The 18,737-nt window shown below is 36.6% G+C and carries 16 protein-coding genes; 13 read left to right on the top strand and 3 right to left on the bottom strand.

Translation table 11 applies throughout. The features are described 5' to 3' along the window. Positions 1-23 precede the first annotated feature (23 nt). The 4 genes from AC6CHR_RS15145 to dgoD all read left to right on the top strand — a co-directional run bounded on the left by AC6CHR_RS15145 (position 24) and on the right by dgoD (position 3,710). On the top strand, positions 24-779 hold the full coding sequence (locus AC6CHR_RS15145; protein WP_498249832.1) for an IclR family transcriptional regulator: 756 nt from the start codon (positions 24-26) through the stop codon (positions 777-779). Between the two features lie 14 nt (positions 780-793). After that, positions 794-1,744 carry a sugar kinase gene (locus tag AC6CHR_RS15150; RefSeq protein WP_498249833.1) on the top strand — a complete coding sequence of 317 codons (951 nt, stop codon included), beginning with the start codon at positions 794-796 and terminating at the stop codon, positions 1,742-1,744. Positions 1,745-1,920: 176 nt separating this feature from the next. Beyond that, positions 1,921-2,547, top strand: a complete 627-nt coding sequence (locus AC6CHR_RS15155; protein WP_498249834.1) for a bifunctional 4-hydroxy-2-oxoglutarate aldolase/2-dehydro-3-deoxy-phosphogluconate aldolase — start codon at positions 1,921-1,923, stop codon at positions 2,545-2,547. 14 nt (positions 2,548-2,561) lie between these two features. Then, positions 2,562-3,710, top strand: a complete 1,149-nt coding sequence (gene dgoD, locus AC6CHR_RS15160; protein ID WP_498249835.1) for a galactonate dehydratase — start codon at positions 2,562-2,564, stop codon at positions 3,708-3,710. A gap of 466 nt (positions 3,711-4,176) precedes the next feature. Here the strand turns inward: dgoD and AC6CHR_RS15165 are convergent, their stop codons facing one another. From AC6CHR_RS15165 to AC6CHR_RS15175, 3 genes are all read right to left on the bottom strand, one after another. Then, positions 4,177-5,370, bottom strand: a complete 1,194-nt coding sequence (locus AC6CHR_RS15165; protein WP_498249836.1) for a 3D domain-containing protein — start codon at positions 5,368-5,370, stop codon at positions 4,177-4,179. Between the two features lie 161 nt (positions 5,371-5,531). After that, positions 5,532-6,770 (bottom strand): MFS transporter, encoded by a 1,239-nt coding sequence (locus AC6CHR_RS15170; RefSeq protein ID WP_498249837.1) that lies wholly within the window; start codon positions 6,768-6,770, stop codon positions 5,532-5,534. Between the two features lie 340 nt (positions 6,771-7,110). After that, the gene (locus AC6CHR_RS15175) at positions 7,111-8,301 is read right to left on the bottom strand and encodes a chromate transporter (RefSeq protein ID WP_498249838.1); all 1,191 of its coding nucleotides are present in this window, start codon (positions 8,299-8,301) and stop codon (positions 7,111-7,113) included. 284 nt (positions 8,302-8,585) lie between these two features. Here AC6CHR_RS15175 and AC6CHR_RS15180 point away from each other — a divergent pair, with 284 nt between their 5' ends. The 9 genes from AC6CHR_RS15180 to AC6CHR_RS15220 all read left to right on the top strand — a co-directional run bounded on the left by AC6CHR_RS15180 (position 8,586) and on the right by AC6CHR_RS15220 (position 18,725). Further along, positions 8,586-9,440, top strand: coding sequence for an aldose epimerase family protein (locus tag AC6CHR_RS15180; RefSeq protein WP_498249839.1), 855 nt, complete (start codon positions 8,586-8,588; stop codon positions 9,438-9,440). Between the two features lie 552 nt (positions 9,441-9,992). Then, a complete protein-coding gene (locus AC6CHR_RS15185; RefSeq protein WP_498249840.1) occupies positions 9,993-10,196 on the top strand; it encodes a hypothetical protein in 204 nt (67 codons plus the stop codon). Positions 10,197-10,442: 246 nt separating this feature from the next. Then, entirely contained in the window at positions 10,443-10,742 is a 300-nt protein-coding gene (locus tag AC6CHR_RS15190; RefSeq protein ID WP_498249841.1) for a hypothetical protein, read from the top strand. A 288-nt stretch (positions 10,743-11,030) separates the two neighbouring features. Then, on the top strand, positions 11,031-11,246 hold the full coding sequence (locus AC6CHR_RS15195) for a hypothetical protein (RefSeq protein ID WP_498249842.1): 216 nt from the start codon (positions 11,031-11,033) through the stop codon (positions 11,244-11,246). Between the two features lie 771 nt (positions 11,247-12,017). Further along, positions 12,018-13,748, top strand: a complete 1,731-nt coding sequence (locus AC6CHR_RS15200; RefSeq protein ID WP_498249843.1) for an ABC transporter ATP-binding protein — start codon at positions 12,018-12,020, stop codon at positions 13,746-13,748. Then, complete coding sequence (locus AC6CHR_RS15205; RefSeq protein WP_498249844.1) at positions 13,729-15,537, top strand: ABC transporter ATP-binding protein; 1,809 nt, start codon at positions 13,729-13,731, stop codon at positions 15,535-15,537. Before AC6CHR_RS15200 ends, AC6CHR_RS15205 begins: the two co-directional genes overlap by 20 nt. Before the next feature lie 313 nt (positions 15,538-15,850). Further along, on the top strand, positions 15,851-16,981 hold the full coding sequence (locus tag AC6CHR_RS15210; RefSeq protein ID WP_498249845.1) for an ABC transporter ATP-binding protein: 1,131 nt from the start codon (positions 15,851-15,853) through the stop codon (positions 16,979-16,981). Next, on the top strand, positions 16,978-17,916 hold the full coding sequence (locus AC6CHR_RS15215; protein ID WP_498249846.1) for a carbohydrate ABC transporter permease: 939 nt from the start codon (positions 16,978-16,980) through the stop codon (positions 17,914-17,916). Before AC6CHR_RS15210 ends, AC6CHR_RS15215 begins: the two co-directional genes overlap by 4 nt. After that, positions 17,913-18,725, top strand: a complete 813-nt coding sequence (locus tag AC6CHR_RS15220) for a carbohydrate ABC transporter permease (RefSeq protein WP_498249847.1) — start codon at positions 17,913-17,915, stop codon at positions 18,723-18,725. Before AC6CHR_RS15215 ends, AC6CHR_RS15220 begins: the two co-directional genes overlap by 4 nt. Positions 18,726-18,737: the final 12 nt, after the last annotated feature.

An 18,737-nucleotide genomic window follows, 5' to 3' on the forward strand; every position in this document is an offset into this window, starting at 1 on the left:
CATATGTGAATCGGGGTGATGATTTGTCAGTAAAGTCAGCAAAAAGAGTGCTTGAGATTTTCGAACTTCTAGCTAATTATCCAGAAGGTCTGACCATTAAGGAAATAAGTGAGAAGCTTCATTTACCTCAAAGTAGTGTTTTTAATGTAGTAAAGACATTAGCTAGTGAAGGATATTTAAGCCAGGATGATCGTAAAAATTATAAACTTGGTGCTAAATTAATTCATATTGGTCGAAGTGCAATGGATTCATTAGACCTCACCCGTGTTGGTACACCCTATTTAAAGAACTTAATGTCTTATGTACAAGAGACTGTTTTTATGGCAGTGCTTTCTCAGGAAGAACTCTTCTACATTGCTAAAATCGATAATAACCGCTCAATTCGTACGACTGCTCAAACCGGTTTTAGGAGACCATTGTATTGCACAGGACTTGGAAAAGCCTTTTTAGCCTTTCTACCTAGTGAAAAGCAAAGTTCTATCTTGGATAGAACGGAATTTCTTCCGATAACAGATAAAACAATTACCGTTCGATCTGAGTTGGAAGAACAATTAGAAGTTTTTAAAAATCAGGGATACAGTATTGATGATGAGGAGAATGAAGAAGGGTTATATTGTTTAGCTGCCCCTATTTTTGGTGCCGGAAATGAATTAATGGCCGCTATTAGTGTGGCTGGACCAAAAGAAAGAATGCTAACAAGAAAAGGGGATATCGCTAGTAAGTTATTAAAAACTGCTAGAGAAATTTCAAATAGTATAGGATATAAAGTTTCCGGTTAAAAGGAGGGAATAACGTGGATGTAATTGCTATTGGAGAAACTATGATTCAATTCACACCAGGAACAGAAGGACTTATGAGACATGCGAATACCTACACTTCAAAAATTGCTGGTGCAGAAACCAATACATTAATCGGACTGACAAGACTTGGTCATAGGACGGGATGGATAAGTAAGCTTGGTGACGATGAATTCGGATCTCAAATACTAATGGCTGTCCGCGGAGAGGGCGTAGATACTTGCCAAACTAAGATCAATACTTCTTCTAGAACCGGAACCTTTTTTAAAGAAATCATTCGTGAAGGAGAAGTAAGAATTTATTATTACCGAGAAAATTCCGCAGCAAGTAAATTAGCACCGGAAGACTTAGAAGAATCCTATCTAGCTCAAGCGAAGTATCTCTATATTACGGGTATTACACCCGCTCTTAGTTCAACTGCCAGAGAAACAATATTCCATTCCATAAAGTTAGCAAAGAAAAATGGGCTTCGAGTTGTATTTGATCCCAATCTCCGTAGAAAACTATGGAATAAAGCTGAAGCAAAAGAAACGCTTTTAGGTATCGCGAAGCTTTCAGATATTGTTATACCAGGAAAAGGAGAAGGTGAGTTTTTATTTGATACAGAAGATCCTGTCGAAATAGCTGAGTCATTTTTGACTTTAGGTGCCTCACTGGTGGTCGTGAAAATTGGCGAGGAGGGTGCGTACTTTGCCGAAGAACAAAATAGAGGATTTGTTTCTGGCTTTAAAGCACAGGTCGTTGATCCGGTGGGAGCTGGGGATAGTTTTGCAGCAGGATTAATATCTGGCCTACTAGACAATCATAGTACATCGAAATCAGTAGAGATAGCCTGCGCGATGGGTGCGATGGCGGTCATGGTTAGAGGAGATTATGAGGGGCTTCCAGACAAGAAACGGTTAGAACATTTTATCAAACAAGATCAAAAGGAAGATATAAGCCGTTAATTTTCCATTGACTGTTTTCGTAAAGCTGGTTGTTTTCTGTAGGACATGTTTTAAGTTTATCTTCGTGCTCTTTTCACTATAAATACTCTGAGATCCCTCTAGAGATTACTTGAATTTACATAGTGCTAGAGCAACAAATTTTTAGAAAAGAGCCTATACAAAAGGAGGTAGTATGAATGGATATCCTTAACACCATTAAACAAGAAAAAATAATTGCTATCATTCGTGGTTCCAAGCCAGAAGATGCTCTTGCAATCTCAAAAGCTCTCCATGCAGGAGGAATCCGTATTATCGAAATTACCTTAAATTCACCAAATGCTCTCACCTCTATTGAGAAAATTCGAGAAGAATTAGGTAATCATGTTTTAGTAGGTGCTGGTACAGTATTAGATCCAGAATCTGCACGTAATGCCCTTTTAGCAGGTGCGCAATTTATTCTATCACCTTCGCTTAACTTAGAAACGATTAAAATGACAAAACGTTACGGGGCAATCAGTATCCCTGGGGCCTTTACTCCTACAGAAATTTTAGCCGCTTATGAAGGAGGCGGAGATATTATCAAGGTATTTCCCGCCTCTTCTCTAGGACCAGATTTTGTGAAAGACATACACGGACCACTTCCACAGATTCCTCTATTACCAACAGGAGGAATAGGTCTTAATAACATAGCTGAGTATATAGAAAAAGGGGCCATAGGTGTAGGTTTAGGCAGCTCACTGGTTAACACAAAGGAAGCTGTTACCGAGGTATACTTAGAAAAACTTACGATCACTGCTAGTCAATTCAAATCAAAAATTAACTAGAGGAGGTAGTTTATTTGAAAATCACGGGATTTGAGCTCTTTAAAGTAGCACCAAGATGGTTGTTCTTAAAAATTGAAACAGATGAAGGCATTACTGGCTGGGGTGAACCAGTTATCGAAGGTAGAGCCGAAACAGTTAAAACCGCGGTCAAAGAACTCATGGGAAATTTAATAGGGAAAGACCCTGCTCATATTGAAGATCACTGGAATATGATGTATCGTTCTGGATTTTATCGAGGAGGCCCTATCCTAATGAGTGCTATTGCAGGAATTGACCAGGCGTTATGGGATATTAAAGGGAAATATTATAATGCACCGATTCACCAATTACTAGGTGGTGCATGCCGTGATTCCATTAAGGTCTACTCATGGATTGGTGGAGATCGTCCAGCAGACGTGGGAATAGCTGCAAAAGAGGTTGTTAGCAGTGGCTTTACAGCAATAAAAATGAATGGAACGGAAGAACTACAATACGTTGATTCTCATGAAAAGATAGATCAGGTATTAGAGAGAGTTGCTGCTGTGAGAGAAGCAGTTGGACCTTATGTTGGCATCGGAATAGACTTTCATGGCAGAGTTCACAAACCAATGGCCAAATCACTAGCTAAAGAGCTAGAGTATTACCGACCTATGTTCATTGAGGAACCGGTTCTTCCTGAAAATAATGAAGCACTAAGAGAAATTGCTAACCATACCTCAATCCCTATTGCAACAGGAGAAAGAATGTTCTCCAGATGGCAGTTCAAACCATTGTTAATGGACGGGTATGTGGATATTATCCAACCAGATTTATCACATGCAGGTGGGATTACCGAGTGTAAAAAAATTATTTCAATGGCAGAGGCATTCGATGTAGCAGTCGCACCTCATTGTCCATTAGGGCCTATTGCCCTTGCAGCTTGTCTTCAGGTTGATGCGACATCACATAATGCATTTATTCAGGAACAAAGCCTAGGGATACACTACAACGTCGGCAGTGATTTACTAGATTATATTACAGATAAAGATGTATTTAAATACGAAAGTGGATATGCGAAAATCCCCCAAGGGCCAGGACTAGGTATCGAAATTAATGAAGATCATGTACGAAAAATCTCAGAAACAGATGTTGATTGGCATAACCCAATTTGGCGACATAAAGATGGTTCTATTGCAGAATGGTAAAGGTATAGTTTTAAAGATAATTTCTCAAATTTCTAGAGAGTGAAGGTATTACCTTACCATGAGACTAATCCATTTACTTTAAATCGTTATGGTAGGGCTTACACTTCTACTTAGAAATAAGGACTTTCCTTGCTCACATTAACATGAAGTTGAAGGTCTTCCATCCGTTTACTCAAACTGGTGAAAGGCTTTTTTTCTATTTGTCTGCAACGTTCGTATAGATGATAATTTAAACTTCATAGGAAAAAAATAATAATGATATTGAATCGTTCGCACTCATATAATTAATCCACTACCAAATCAATTTCACCCACTCCACCCAAACCACAAACCAAAACTCCAGCCACCAGATATATCCTGAACCCAAGTAACTACCTAAAATTAATGAAATGTAACAATATAAAATAGCCAAATCAGAAAAATCCAATTTGGCTACTTTATTCCACGTATTATAGGATGATTTCAATTAATCTAAGATAATAATCTTAACTGTCTTACGTCCCCATTGAAGTGCTCTTGCGCTTGAGGGCATTAGCACATCTATTTTATGACCAATAATGGCTCCGCCTGTATCTCCAGCAATTGCAACTCCGTATCCTTCGACCCAAACTTTAGATCCAAGTGGAATAACGCCAGGATCAACAGCGATAAGCTTCATATTTGGATTCTTTTTAATATTATAACCCATGTAAGTAAAATCACTTTTAGTGTCCTCATGGCTGTAGGCAGTAGCATTTACGTACATCTCTTTTCCTGAACTTTCATTTTTAGAGGTTTCAGTTTTGTTAGATGTGGTATTGGTTTTAGTAGGTGAAGGTGGTGCTAGTGCTTTTTCAACAGTTGCAGCCTCTTCTTTTGCCTTTTTCGCTTTAGCTAATTCAACTGCTCTAGCTTTTGCGGCGTCCTCAGCCTTTTTAATCTCAGATTGAATAGACGTTATATTCGTTTGTAGTGTGCGTTTTTCTTGTTCTGCAAGGTTAATCTCAGAAGCAAGCTTAGTATATTTATCTTGCATAGCAATAAGTGCTAGATTTCTTTTTTGGTAGTTTCCTTCAAGCGCGGCCTTTTTTTCTTCCAGTTCAGTCTGCTTAGCAATGAGAAGTAATTCTTGTTTATCAACTTCTTTTTTATCTTCTTCAATTTGCTTTAAATCAGCTTCTTGTTCATCTAATATCGTTTGGTCTGCATTTAATAGGGTAGAAACAGCACCAATTCGTTCGAAAAAGTTTCCAATACTTTCAGAGTTCATGAGTGTCTCAATTACAATTGATGTATGATCACTGTGTTGGAGAGCTACAAGTCGTTTCTCCATAATTCCTTCACGTGCATATACCTTGTCCTGAAGCAATACGATCGCTTCTTTTTTTTGTTCGATAAGTTGCTGAATTTCTCTCGTTTTACTTTCAACCTCAGCTAGGCTTAGTTCATTTTCTGAGATTTCTTTTTCTAGAGCCTGTACATTATCTTGTATAGCTTTTACTTCTTCATCAACAGCTTTTTGTTCTTTTTCCTTTTGAAGAATGGTTTGTTGATTCTGCTCTAGCTGTTCCTTAGCACTGTTTAAAGTGTCTTTAGTCGTTTCTGCATTTGCCACATAAGAAATAGGTAAAGATAATAGAAGAATACCGATTGTGGCAATTGTTCGCTTTAAAGCTCGCATAAAGCAACCCCTTTCTCGTCCTTATAGTTATAACATAGAAAGGGGGTAGCGTAGGTTACAATTAGATTAAAAATAGTGCCAATTATTTCCTTTTAATCTAGTTTTCTGGTATATTTTTGCTCTATATAACGAAATGATCTCCTCTTAACATAGGGGATTAATTAGTCTTGTTGCCATTCAACTAATCTTTTATCAGTTGGTAGTAAAAAGGCAGTGATACCAATTAAGGGTAGAAATGCAACACTAATCATAGTGGGTGTTAATCCAACAGCATCAATCATTGTCCCTAATGCAATTGAACCAATAGCTCCCATCCCAAATGCGAGTCCGACTGTTAATCCAGACATCGTACCAATTTTTCCGGGAACAAGCTCTTGTGCGTATACAACTGTCACAGAAAAACTAGACATGAGAATTAACCCGATTAGCGCTAATATAATTAGCGAGAACAGAGATCCTACAAATGGTAATACTAATGTAAGTGGTGCTGTTGCAAGTAAGGATACAATGATTACGTTCCGTTTTCCGAATCGATCTGCTAATGGGCCACCAATAAATGTACCGACAGCACCCATTAATAGAAAGGTAAAAATGTACACTTGGGACCCAGCGATTGTTAAATTATATTTTTCGATTGCATAAAAAGTATAAAAATTCGAGATGGCACTTACATACCATGAACGAGCAAAAATAAGGAAAATAATCACGATAATTGCATGTTTTATTGGTTTCGTTAAGGGTGAATTTTTTACATTAATCTTGGACTTTTGTTTATTTTCAGTCTTTAAAGCTAATAAACTTTTTGAATACCAATTTGCAATATAAATTAAGAAGGCAACAGCAATGGCTGCAACAATTGTGAACCAAATGGCACCAAACTGTCCTAGTGGAACAAGAATAAGTGCGGTGATAATTGGTGCAAGTGCCTGGCCACTATTCCCTCCAACTTGGTAAATCGATTGTGCTAAGCCACGTCTTTTTCCGGCTGCCATATAGGCTACTCGGGATCCTTCAGGATGAAATATGGCTGAACCTAAACCGATAAAGATCACAGATAGAAGAATGGTAAGAAACGATGGTGCCAAAGCTAATCCGAGGACACCAAACATACTACTCGTTAGGCCGATTGGAAGTGCAAATGGAATCGGTCTTTTATCCGTATAAAGTCCAACTACTGGTTGTAGGACAGAAGAAACGATACTTAAAGTAAATCCAATTAAACCAAGCTGTGTAAAGGTTAGTCCCATCGACTTCTCCAAGATTGGAAACATTGCTGGAATCACGGATTGGATACTATCATTTAAAAGGTGACAAAGTCCGATAATAAATAAAATGTTGTAGACAGTCCCTGTTTCTTGTTGGTAAGATACTGTTTGTTTTGGGATTGAAGCAGTAGACATACTATGTTATCTCCTTTATTTGGTTAGTCAAAATGATTATTTCGAAATGCGAAATTCCCTAATAGTCATATTATTGTCATAAGCAGGAAAAAATTCAAGCGTATTTTAAGAAATCGTAAGCTAGAATAATGGGAGTAAACATATGGAACAATTACGATTACATATGGAGAAAAACACTTTTTTTCAGAGATTACTATTTCCGATAAAGGAGAACTGTTATTTAAAATGAACATACTTAAGTAGTAAACACAACTTCTCAAAATGAGAAAAGCTGACTCAAATGGATGAGACAGCTTTTTTAAAAATATGTGGTGTGGATGCGGCATAGTTTAATGAAACCTTACAAATAGGCTAACAACCAGCCGCCAATTGCACCAGTAACGACAATTATCCATGGTGGAAGCTTCCAAAAGACAAGCATACCGAACAGAATCGCTGCGAATGCAAAATCAAGTGGTTCCAATATTGAACTTGTCCAAATAGGTTGGTAAAAGGCTGCGATTAAAATACCAACAACTGCTGCATTGACACCAAATAATGCGCCCTTAACAGTTGGATTTCGTCGTAAATCATTCCAAAATGGCAGTGTGCCTAAAATAAGAAGAAATGCCGGCAAAAAAATCGCTATTGTTGCTAATAGACCTCCTTGCCAACCATTAATGACAGCACCAATATAAGCTGCAAAAGTAAATAACGGACCAGGTACTGCTTGGGTCGCGCCGTAACCAGCGAGGAATGCTTCTTCGCTCAGCCAACCTGTCGGAACGAATTCTTGTTCAAGTAAAGGTAGGACAACATGTCCTCCACCAAAAACCAGTGAACCAGATCGATAAAAACTGTCAAACATCGCGATCCAACTAATTGACGTCAACTTCGATAAGATTGGCAAAATGATCAGTAGGCCGAAGAATAACAGAAGTGAAGTGACAGCAACTCGTTTGGAAATCGGAAAATGAATAGGTGATCCATCTTCTTCCTTTTGATGTTTAAAAAGGAGGAAGCCGATGATTGCCGCGATTAAAATCACACTAATTTGAGTAATGGCTGATTGCCATACCAAGGTACCGACCAATGCGAATAAGGCAATTGCTTTTCTTTTTAGGTCAGGTGTTAACTTCTGTGCCATGCCAAGAATGGCGTGGGCAACAACAGCGACGGCAACAATTTTTAGTCCATGAAGCCAGCCAGCATCCCCAATATCTACGCCTTGGAGAATGATGGCAAAGACAATTAATGCAATGACAGAAGGGAGGGTAAAGCCAATAAAGGATGTAATCCCACCTAATATACCTGCTCGCATCACACCAATGCCAATCCCAACCTGACTGCTTGCGGGTCCAGGGAGAAATTGGCATAAAGCAACCAAATCCGCATAGCTTTTTTCATCCATCCACTTTCTCCGTCGAATATATTCCTCGTGGAAGTATCCTAAGTGGGCAATTGGTCCACCAAATGATGTAAAACCAAGCCTGGTTGAAACGATCAATATTTCCCAAAGTATCTGTAAAGATGGTTTTTGTTTTTGATTCATAGATGCACTCCTTCTTCTTAATATAGCAAGATCGGTCAGTCCTTTGAAAAAGGGATTTATTAATGCTAAGTAGTAACGACCTAATACAATGCTATTTTAGTCGAGTATATCATTTGATTGATTGTATTCAAGATTAGACGAAGAAATTTACAAAATTGTAATCCGGATTTGTAGATTAATCATTCCCATGGGGATAGATTTTTACGTAGAACTCAAACTAGATAACGAACCAAAACATCTGTATAGTAAAACTAACAAGCGTTAAATAAAGGAGTAGTGTCAACATGTATACAAAAAAGGAATTTAAAGAAGAAACATTAACATTTATTGAAATTCGGAACATTACGAATACATCATGGTTAAAGGTCGTTCCAGAGCGTGGCGGGATTATTACTAGTCTCGGCATACAAGGCGAGGAATTGTTGTTTTTAAATGAAGAGACTTTACATAATGAAACGAAAAATATAAGAGGCGGAATACCAATTCTTTTTCCGATTTCAGGACAATTAACAAATGGACAATATGATTGGGATGGAAAGACTTATACGATGAAAAATCATGGTTTTGCTCGTAATTTACCATGGGAAGTGATTGAAAGCACTGCAGCAGAAGAAGGTGTCATCAAACTAAGACTTATTAGCAATGAAGAGACATTAGCGGTCTATCCATTTGAATTTGAACTGCTATATACATACATTTTACGTGAAAATGAATTGGTTATTGAACAGGAATACAAAAATAAATCAATAGAGGAAATGCCAATTTATCCAGGATTTCATCCCTACTTTAAGACTGCGAATAAACAGCTAAAGATTGCCACAGATGCAGAAGTTTACTTGGATTATAATGATATGGAAACGAAAAAGCTTGAAGAAGTTATTACGATAGATCAAGTGGAGGCATATGTTCTAAAACCTCAAATGACTACTTTTCGTTTTGAGCTAGAGGAAATAGCGAAACAGATAACGGTGAAATATGCGAATGAATTTCCGTATATTGTTCTTTGGTCTGAGGAGGGGCAAGAATTTGTTTGTGTGGAACCATGGATGGCGAAAACAAATGAAATGAACAGAAAACAAGAATTAACGATAATAAAACCAGGTAAAACGTTGCAAACTAGCGTTAGTATATCTATATAAAATTCTACTGTACACTGAGGCTGTTAGCGAAAGATGTCTACAATCTTAAGGATAGCGGTCTTAGTACTAACTCGTTTTATTTTAAAAAGATAGGAACAGAAAAAACTAAGCCTTTGTTGAGGTATCAGCATATGAAAAAGTGAATCTAAAGGCAAATATAAAAGCAGTGTGTTTCTGATATGAAAACACACTGCTTTTAACATTTTTTGGAGCATTGTGTTAAAAAGTATTCAACGTTGCATTCGGTTATTCTTATTCAGATATGGGAAAGAATACAAGAAGGATCATAAGAAAATATAGCTAATGACTTGAAATAAATGGTAAAATAAGGGACGGGTGTTCTTAAGAGGTTGGTTGAGTAAATGTATTGGGAATTTCTGTAGATAAATATTGTTCGGTATTGGGATTGTATGGAACGAATTAAACCGTCTATTGCACTAGCATGAAATATAGAGTTTTAGAAAAGTATTTAACTATATATGATATGACTTTCCATTAGAGTAATTTATCTTCAACGAGACAGTTATTTGAAATGGGTAGGTAGAGGATATTATGAACAATATAGAGACAGTAAGTTTGGGAGAAATTATTTCAATTTTACTTATTATTTTCTGTTTTTATTTCACTCTTACATTTATTGAAAACTTAGGCAAGGGAGATGAACGTACTATTAAACAGTCAAAAATAGCAGCGGTCATTTGTCTTGGTTTAGCTTTAATTATTCCTATTTTTAATAGTTTTATATTTTGGTGGTAGAGACAAAAATTAAGATTTCTTTATTAAATAACGGTTGCATTTCTGGTGCGAAATGTTTCTAGTTTAATTAGTGATTTTTAAAACGACTGGTGATAACTACATAGATAAATTTGAGAACGGAAGAAGGCAACAATTCCTTTCTCTATATCGAAATGCCTAATAGAAAGCAATCCCGATATTAAACTAAAGTGGCAGGTTAGTTCAACAAAAATATTGAATTTTACATTAAAAATGAGGTGTCTACTAATGGGAAGTGCGTCAACATGGTTTGGTCCTTATGCAATTGAAGTGCTTAAAATACCGATTGCAATCTTATTGGGAACCTTGTCAGCGTGGCTATTCAATAAAATAATTATAGGTCCTTTAATTCATTTCATTATATCCATAATTACTTATTTGTGGATAGGGTATTATTTTTATTCTGGAAGTACATCTGAATTTTTTGCTGTACATATGAATAATTTTGAATCTTATACGATAGAGGCAGTTTTTATTGGAGTTACTTGGTTGTTATCCTGGGGTGTATTAAAAATTAGAAGGAAATAGTTAAACTATTGAGTACAAGAATTTAAGAGTAGAAGCTGGCGTTTCGGAAGCTCATACTGCATTAAAGGGCTCGGGTGGTTTAAGCAACTATTTGCAGTTCATGTTTGTTTGATTGTGAACAAATGCACTTAAACAAACGGGTGCAAGAGTTGAAGAATAAAATGGGTTGCTACGGCAGCCTTTTTTCTTTATCGTTATTCAACGAAAAGGGGCAGGTTATTTAAAATCAGCTTTTAATATGGAGCTTATTCCCATTGGAATTCGTACGTGCTTTGAGGGGGAGTACTATTGAATAATACAAAGTTAAGAATCGTATGGATTATTCCTAATGTATTTTGTTACATAATGCTACTTGGCTTAACTGTGTGGGTAATGGCTAATGATGAGGGATTACAAGAAATAAACAGATTATCACTTTTCGTTATATTTATGTTTTTACTTTTCTTGGTGTCAGTACTCAGTAGTTTTCGTATCTGGACATGGATAAAAGAAGGTAAAATGTAAAGAGTTCTTATTAAAGCAACTGGTGCGTTCCTTTAACAAGAGTAGGAACGCTTTTTTGGCTTTCTAAAATTAGGGGAAAGAAAATAATGTTAAAGTGACATATTACTAGTTAGTTTTTATAACTATGTGACAAGTATAGTGGAGCAAGCATTTTCGTTGGGTCAACCATCATTAAAAGTTAATATTAAATATGAAAACTAAACAACCGAGGAGGGAAAGCTGGGATATTATACGATTTACAAGGTGAGGCAAATATGTCCTAATTGTGGGAATAGTATATTCTAGCTGTAAAGGAAAATAGCGAAAGACTACAATTTATCACTGGAGGCATGTGATAAGAAGATTAGAATACAAGGGAAAAATAACAACTTTAATAGTACCGCACAGTTAATAAAACATAACGGCAAGCTATCTGTCGCTTTTTTAGTTATAGAATTAGCATATTAATTCAGATAGCTTATTAGCAGAGTCATAATTTTATTATGTTCTTGCTAATTAATCTGTAAAATATATTGTTATTATTTATGCTAAGTTAGCTGATTTTATATGTGTATTAGAAAATGCGGTTATTCCAAAAGAGAACGGTTTAAGAGAAACGTAGGCATACTTCTCGGCAAAGCTATTAATAATTGGTAAACTATATGAAGGACAGACCCTAGCATCATGAACATAGTTGCCATTTATTTCAGCAGCTAATGAACTAAATACACAAAATGAAAACCCTTTCTTTCGGAAAAACCACTTTTTTGAGCGAATATATGGAGGATACAGATGTTGAAATATAGCTTATTTCTTAAACCATATCGGTTACCAATGTCGATTGCATTACTATTAATGCTTACTGAATTAGGAGTTGAACTCTTTCATCCACTGTTAATGGCTAAAATAATTGATGAAGGAATACTTAAAGGCGATCTTACGGTTGTGATGATTTGGGGTGGAGTAATGGTCGGAATCTCCCTAATTGCATTTGCATCAGGGATGATTAACTCATTTTATGCTGCTCATGTCAGTCAGAGCTTTGGTTTTGATATCCGAAAACAAATTTTTGTTAAGGTGCAGGAGTTTTCTTTTGAAAAATTGAGCAAGTTTCCAGCCTCTTCATTAATCACAAGAATGACAAATGATATCACACAGCTTCAAAATACATTATTTATGGGACTTAGAATTATGTTAAGAGCACCGCTCCTTGTAATAGGGGCAATTATCATGTCATTTATCGTAAATGCAACATTAGCAAGTATTTTTCTAGTTGTTATTCCTGCCGTGATATTGATGCTTTTCTGGATAATGAAAAAGGGAAGTCGCTTATTCAAACATGTTCAATCCCGGCTCGATAATGTGAATGATGTCTTAAGAGAAAGCTTGATGGGTATGAGATTGATCAAGGCGTATGTGAGAAGGGATCATGAGATAAGTAGATTTACAAATGCGACTAATTCGTTAAGAGATTCAACCATTACCACGTTTCGGTTAATTGAATCATCTATGCCTATCTTATTACTGATTATGAATCTAGCAATTGTCGTCATTCTTTGGAATGGTTCCAACCAAGTTGTTAACGGCAATGTTCAGGTAGGAGAAGTAGTGGCGCTTGTTAATTATGGATTGCGTGTTACGGCAGCTTTATCTATGTTTTCATTTATTGTTATGTTTCTATCACGCTCACATGCTTCGGCAGCCCGTATTTCGGAAGTATTAGATACAGAGATTGATAATGATCATGAAGAAACAACAAATACGTTTGCAAAAGGAAAAGTGAAATTTGATCAAGTCTCATTTACATACCCTAATACAGAACAGGTCGTTCTAAGCGATATTTCATTCACCGTAAATGCAGGAGAAACGGTTGCTTTATTGGGTGGAACAGGTTCTGGTAAATCGACACTCTTTCAACTAATCCCGAGGTTTTACGAAGTCGATTCAGGACGAATTATCATTGATGATACCCCAGTAGATACAATTAACTTGAAAAATTTGCGCGATCAAATAGGCCTTGTTCCACAAGAGGCAGTTCTTTTTACAGGAACAATCAAGGACAATATTGCTTGGGGGAACGAGCATGCAACAATTGAGGAAGTTATCGAGGCTGCTCAATCTGCACAAATTCATGAAACGATTGAAAAACTACCAGATAAGTATGAAACAAAGATTGGTCAAAAAGGTGTTAATCTTTCAGGTGGACAAAAGCAACGATTGTCTGTTGCGAGAGCTTTGGTTAGACAACCAAAATTGCTTTTATTGGATGATAGTACAAGTGCATTAGATGCTAAAACAGAAATGAAGCTTTTAAAAGCGATAGAAAATTTTTCTTGTACGACACTACTTATCACTCAAAAAATCAGTTCTGCACTAGAAGCGGATAAGATTCTCCTATTAGATGATGGTGTTTTGGTCGCTGTTGGACGACATGAAGAATTACTAAAGACATCACCGCTTTATCAAAAAATCTATCACTCTCAGATGATGGAGGAATTAACAGATGTTAAAGCAACTAACTAGACCCTTTAAGTATGAAAGAATTAGCGTACATAATCATGTAACAAAAACAAAAAAGCGAATGAAAATTAACTTTAGTACATTAACTAGACTATGGAGATACTTATCCGCTAAACGGCTACAACTTTTCAGTGTGTTGTTAATGGTATTGGTAAGCTCTGCTTTAGGTTTACTAGGACCTTATTTAATAGGAATAACCATTGATGATTACATGGTTTCACAGGAAATGAATGGATTGCTCCTATTATTAATAGGATTAGCAGTGATTTTTGCCTTTCATTCACTAGCGCTTTTTTTACAGAATTATTGGATGATTGGAATTGCACAAACGACTGTAAATAGGTTAAGAACAGACTTATTTCATAAACTACATAAGCTTCCGATCTCATTTTTTGATAAACGGCAGCATGGAGAAGTAATGAGTCGCGTTACCAACGACATAGAAAATGTTAGCTCTACATTGAATAGTTCCGTGATTCAAGTATTCTCAAGTGTTTTAACCTTAGTTGGCACCGTTACTGTCATGATTATCCTCAGTCCGCTGCTAACTGTCATAACGCTGACGATCATCCCTTTAATGGTGATTGGGATGAAGTGGATTACCAAACGAACTGGTAAACTATTTAAAATGCAACAGCAAAATTTAGGAGAACTTAATGGCTATATTGAAGAGGTTATTTCAGGGCAAAAGATGATTAAGGCGTATTCTCAAGAGGAAAAGGTAATCGAGGATTTCGTTCAAAAAAGTAATAACCTAAAACGATCTGGCTTCTGGGCACAAACAATCTCGGGCTTTATACCAAAGGTTATGAACATGTTAAACAATCTAAGCTTTGCGATTATTGCAGGAGTAGGTGGTTTATTAGCATTAAATGGACTCGTGACTATAGGTGTTATTGTTATTTTCGCTGAATATGCAAGACAGTTTACTCGGCCTTTAAATGACCTTGCCAACCAATTTAATACATTACTATCAGCATTGGCTGGAGCAGACAGGGTGTTTATGATTATCGATGAAACAGAGGAAAGCGATGCTTCAACTACGGTGGAAAAGCTGCCTTCAATAAGAGGAGAAGTTGTTTTTTCGAATGTATCTTTTTCATATGATGAGAGCGAAGATGCACAAACAATTGAACAGATTAGCTTGCATGCTAAGCCAGGGGAAACGGTCGCATTAGTCGGACCAACTGGTGCTGGGAAAACCACGTTAATTAATCTCATTTCACGATTTTATGACGCGGATGATGGCGTCATTACTGTTGATGGAATCGACATTAATCGAATGAGTCGTGATAGTCTTCGCAGGCAAATGGCTTTTGTTTTACAGGATACATTCCTCTTTCATGGTTCGATTTTAGAAAATATCAGATATGGAAGATTAAATGCAACAGACGCGGAAGTAGAAGAGGCTGCTAGATTTGCAAATGCAGATTCGTTTATTCGCAAGCTGCCAAACCAATATCAATCGATCATAAGTCATGATGGAGATGGGATAAGTCATGGACAAAAGCAACTTTTAGCAATAGCAAGAGCGATGTTGGCTAATCCAAAACTATTAATTTTAGATGAAGCTACTAGTAGCATTGATACGATAACGGAAATCAGAATCCAAGAGGCGTTAGCAAGGTTAATGCAGGGGAGAACAACGTTTGTCATAGCTCATCGTCTTAATACGATTCAAAAGGCAGATCAAATAGTGGTTTTGAAGGATGGACGAATTATTGAAAGAGGAACACATGATGAACTAATAAACGAACAAGGATTTTATTACGAGCTCCAAAATAAGATTTAGAAGCAGGTACTTGCCAAATGGTGAGTACCTTTTTTAATTGTAAACCCAAAGTGACTTTCCTGAACGATCCTATGCTTTCACATTTCATTTGTAAGAAACTAGTTTCGGAAGGTTTTACTAACTAGCAATTAGCACCTTTACAAACTATAAACATCAGATTTACAAATAAATACAGTGTCTTCACACAATCTTTATATTTCATGCGTAAGATAAGACAATGTGAGGTAGCAAGCTAGGTCAAGCATTTTGCTATCATTTTAAAATAGTAGTTAACAAGAAAGATAGAGAGATGTTTTGTCAGGGGGAAAATGGTATGAAATCCGTTGAATTAAAGAATGTATCCAAATCTTATGATGGAAAAACAGATGTTATTAAGGCGATTGATGTTGCAATCGAGCCGGGAGAATTTTTTGTATTAGTAGGGCCTTCTGGTTGTGGTAAAAGCACAATGTTGCGAATGATTGCAGGACTTGAGGAAGTATCAGGGGGAGACTTGTTTATCGGTGATTTCTTAGCGAATAAACTTCCACCAAGTCAACGTGATTTGTCGATGGTATTTCAAAATTATGCACTTTATCCTCATTTAAGTGTTGAGCAAAATATAACGTTTGGTTTACATACGAAAAAGCTTTCTAAAATAGAACAAAGGCAGAGATGTTTAGATGCAGCAGAAATGCTCGGCTTGTCTGAATTGTTGAGTCGAAAGCCACGCCAACTCTCGGGTGGACAACGACAAAGGGTTGCGCTCGCTCGAGCAATTGTGACACATGCACCGATATGTCTTATGGACGAACCTTTATCAAATTTAGATGCAAAACTACGAGCAAAAATGAGGTCAGATATTCGCCAAATCCAACGTCAATTAGGGATTACGATGATCTATGTCACACATGATCAAACAGAAGCAATGACAATGGCTGATCGGATGATGATTTTACACAAAGGTGAAGTGCAGCAAATTGGACGACCTTTAGAGATTTATAATAATCCAACAAATACATTTGTTGCATCATTCATTGGATCACCACCAATGAATCTAGCAGCTGCGATGATAGTTGATCGAGCTCTTTTATTAGAAGACAATCGTTCCATCATTAGCGATAAAAGGCTTACTAGTTCAGCTATACCTCATAACAAAAAAGTAACAGTGGGCGTACGCCCTGAAAGTATTAGGCTTGCAAAGGATGGGCAAGTGAGTTTTTTTGCTGAAGCTAAAAATGTTGAAGTGCTTGGTACAGAGACGCTTATTATGTTTGAAGTTGGTAACAAGCAGTGGATTGCAAAATGGGTAGGTCAATGGACTATTGAAATCGGTGCAAATCTACCGCTTTTTATTGATGAAAATGATCTCGTTCTTTTTGATCATGATAACGATGAATGTATTCTCCATCAAATAAATAATGATGACAAGAGATCGATTACCCTTGAGGAGGCAATTTTATGAGTAACGTACCTAGTGTTTCTTCCACAAGTATGAAGGTGAAAGAGAAACCATTAGGTAGAAAAAAAGAATTGCCGAATGCATTAGTAGGTTTACTTTTTCTTTTACCGTCTATTATCCTATTTGGACTCTTTCTCTTTTATCCGATGATACGAACATTATACTTAAGCTTTTTTTTAACCGATGGACAAGGAGTACCTATCACCTTTGTCGGTCTAGAAAATTTTACCGCTCTGCTGCAGTCAACCAGCTTTCAAAAAAGTATAAAAGCAACCATACTATTTGTTGTTTATACGGTTCCAGCAGGTGTAATTCTTGCCTTGTTTTTAGCGTTAGTTGCAAATGAAAAGGTTAAGGGAATCGGCTTTTTTAGAACGATGTTTTCTTCGACAATGGGGATGAGTGTAGCGGCATCTTCAGTCATTTGGATGTTTATGTATAACCCGACGATTGGTATTTTTAATAAGGTAATAGGTCTTATCGGATTATCTGAAGTTCAATGGTTGCTTGATCCAAGTCTTGCCCTGATAGCAGTTTCCATCTCAACTATTTGGATGAATACAGGCTTTGCTTTTCTTATTCTGTTAGGTGGTTTGCAAAATATTGATGAGCATCTCTATGAAAATGCTGAAATTGCAGGTGTTAGCTATTGGTATAAACTGCGTCGAATAACAGTTCCGATGCTATCACCAACCTTGTTCTTTATTATCACTGTCTCGTTCATTCATTCGTTCCAGACATTTGGACAAATTGATATTTTGACAAAGGGTGGACCAATCGAATCAACAAATGTAATCGTGTATTCGATTTATAAGGAGGCGTTTGTTAACTTCAACGTTGGTTCTGCTAGCGCCCAAGCAACAATTTTATTCTTCTGCATTTTAATGATTACCATTCTGCAATTTAAGCTTGCAGAAAGGAAGGTACATTACCAATGAATCACACAAAAAAAATTGTTATATACAGTCTGCTGATTGTCTCTGTTGTGTTCATGATGTTTCCTATTTTTTATGCATTCATGATCAGTTTTATGCAGGGGGGAGAGGTGTTGAAAGGCAACCTGGTACCTGAAGCATTGACGTTAGACAATTATAAAAAGGCATTTGAAAAGTTACCACTTATTCATTATTTATGGAATAGTCTTTTCGTCTCAACAATTGTCATGATTGGCCAATTAATTGTCTCAAGCTTAGCTGCTTATGCATTTGTTTTTATCCAGTTTAAAGGAAGAGATCTTATTTTTTTCTTGTTCATTTCAACGATGATGATTCCCTGGGAGGCTACGATGGTTCCTAACTTTTTAACGGTACAAAAATTAGGCTGGATCAATCAATATACAAGTCTGACGATTCCATTTTTCGCGTTAGCATTTGGAACATTTCTACTCAGACAGCAATTTAAAACGATCCCAAAGGAATTATATGAGGCTTCACAGATTGCAGGGATTAATCGCTTTCGTTTCTTTTGGAGAATTGTTTTACCCGTTTCTAAAACCAGCTTAATTACATTAGGGATTTATAGCTTCTTAACAACCTGGAACATGTATTTATGGCCATTGCTAGTCACGAATAATGAAAGTGTTCGAACTGTTCAAATTGGTCTGAAACAACTTCAGTCTCAAGAAATTTCAACTGAATGGGGGGTGGTTATGGCAGCGGTTGTCGTCGTTATTTTACCAACACTTATCCTGTTATTTTTAGGACAAAAACGTCTGCAAAAAGGATTAACACAGGGTGCAATCAAATGAAGATAGATTATC

This window comes from Metabacillus sp. GQ13, assembly GCF_059758525.1.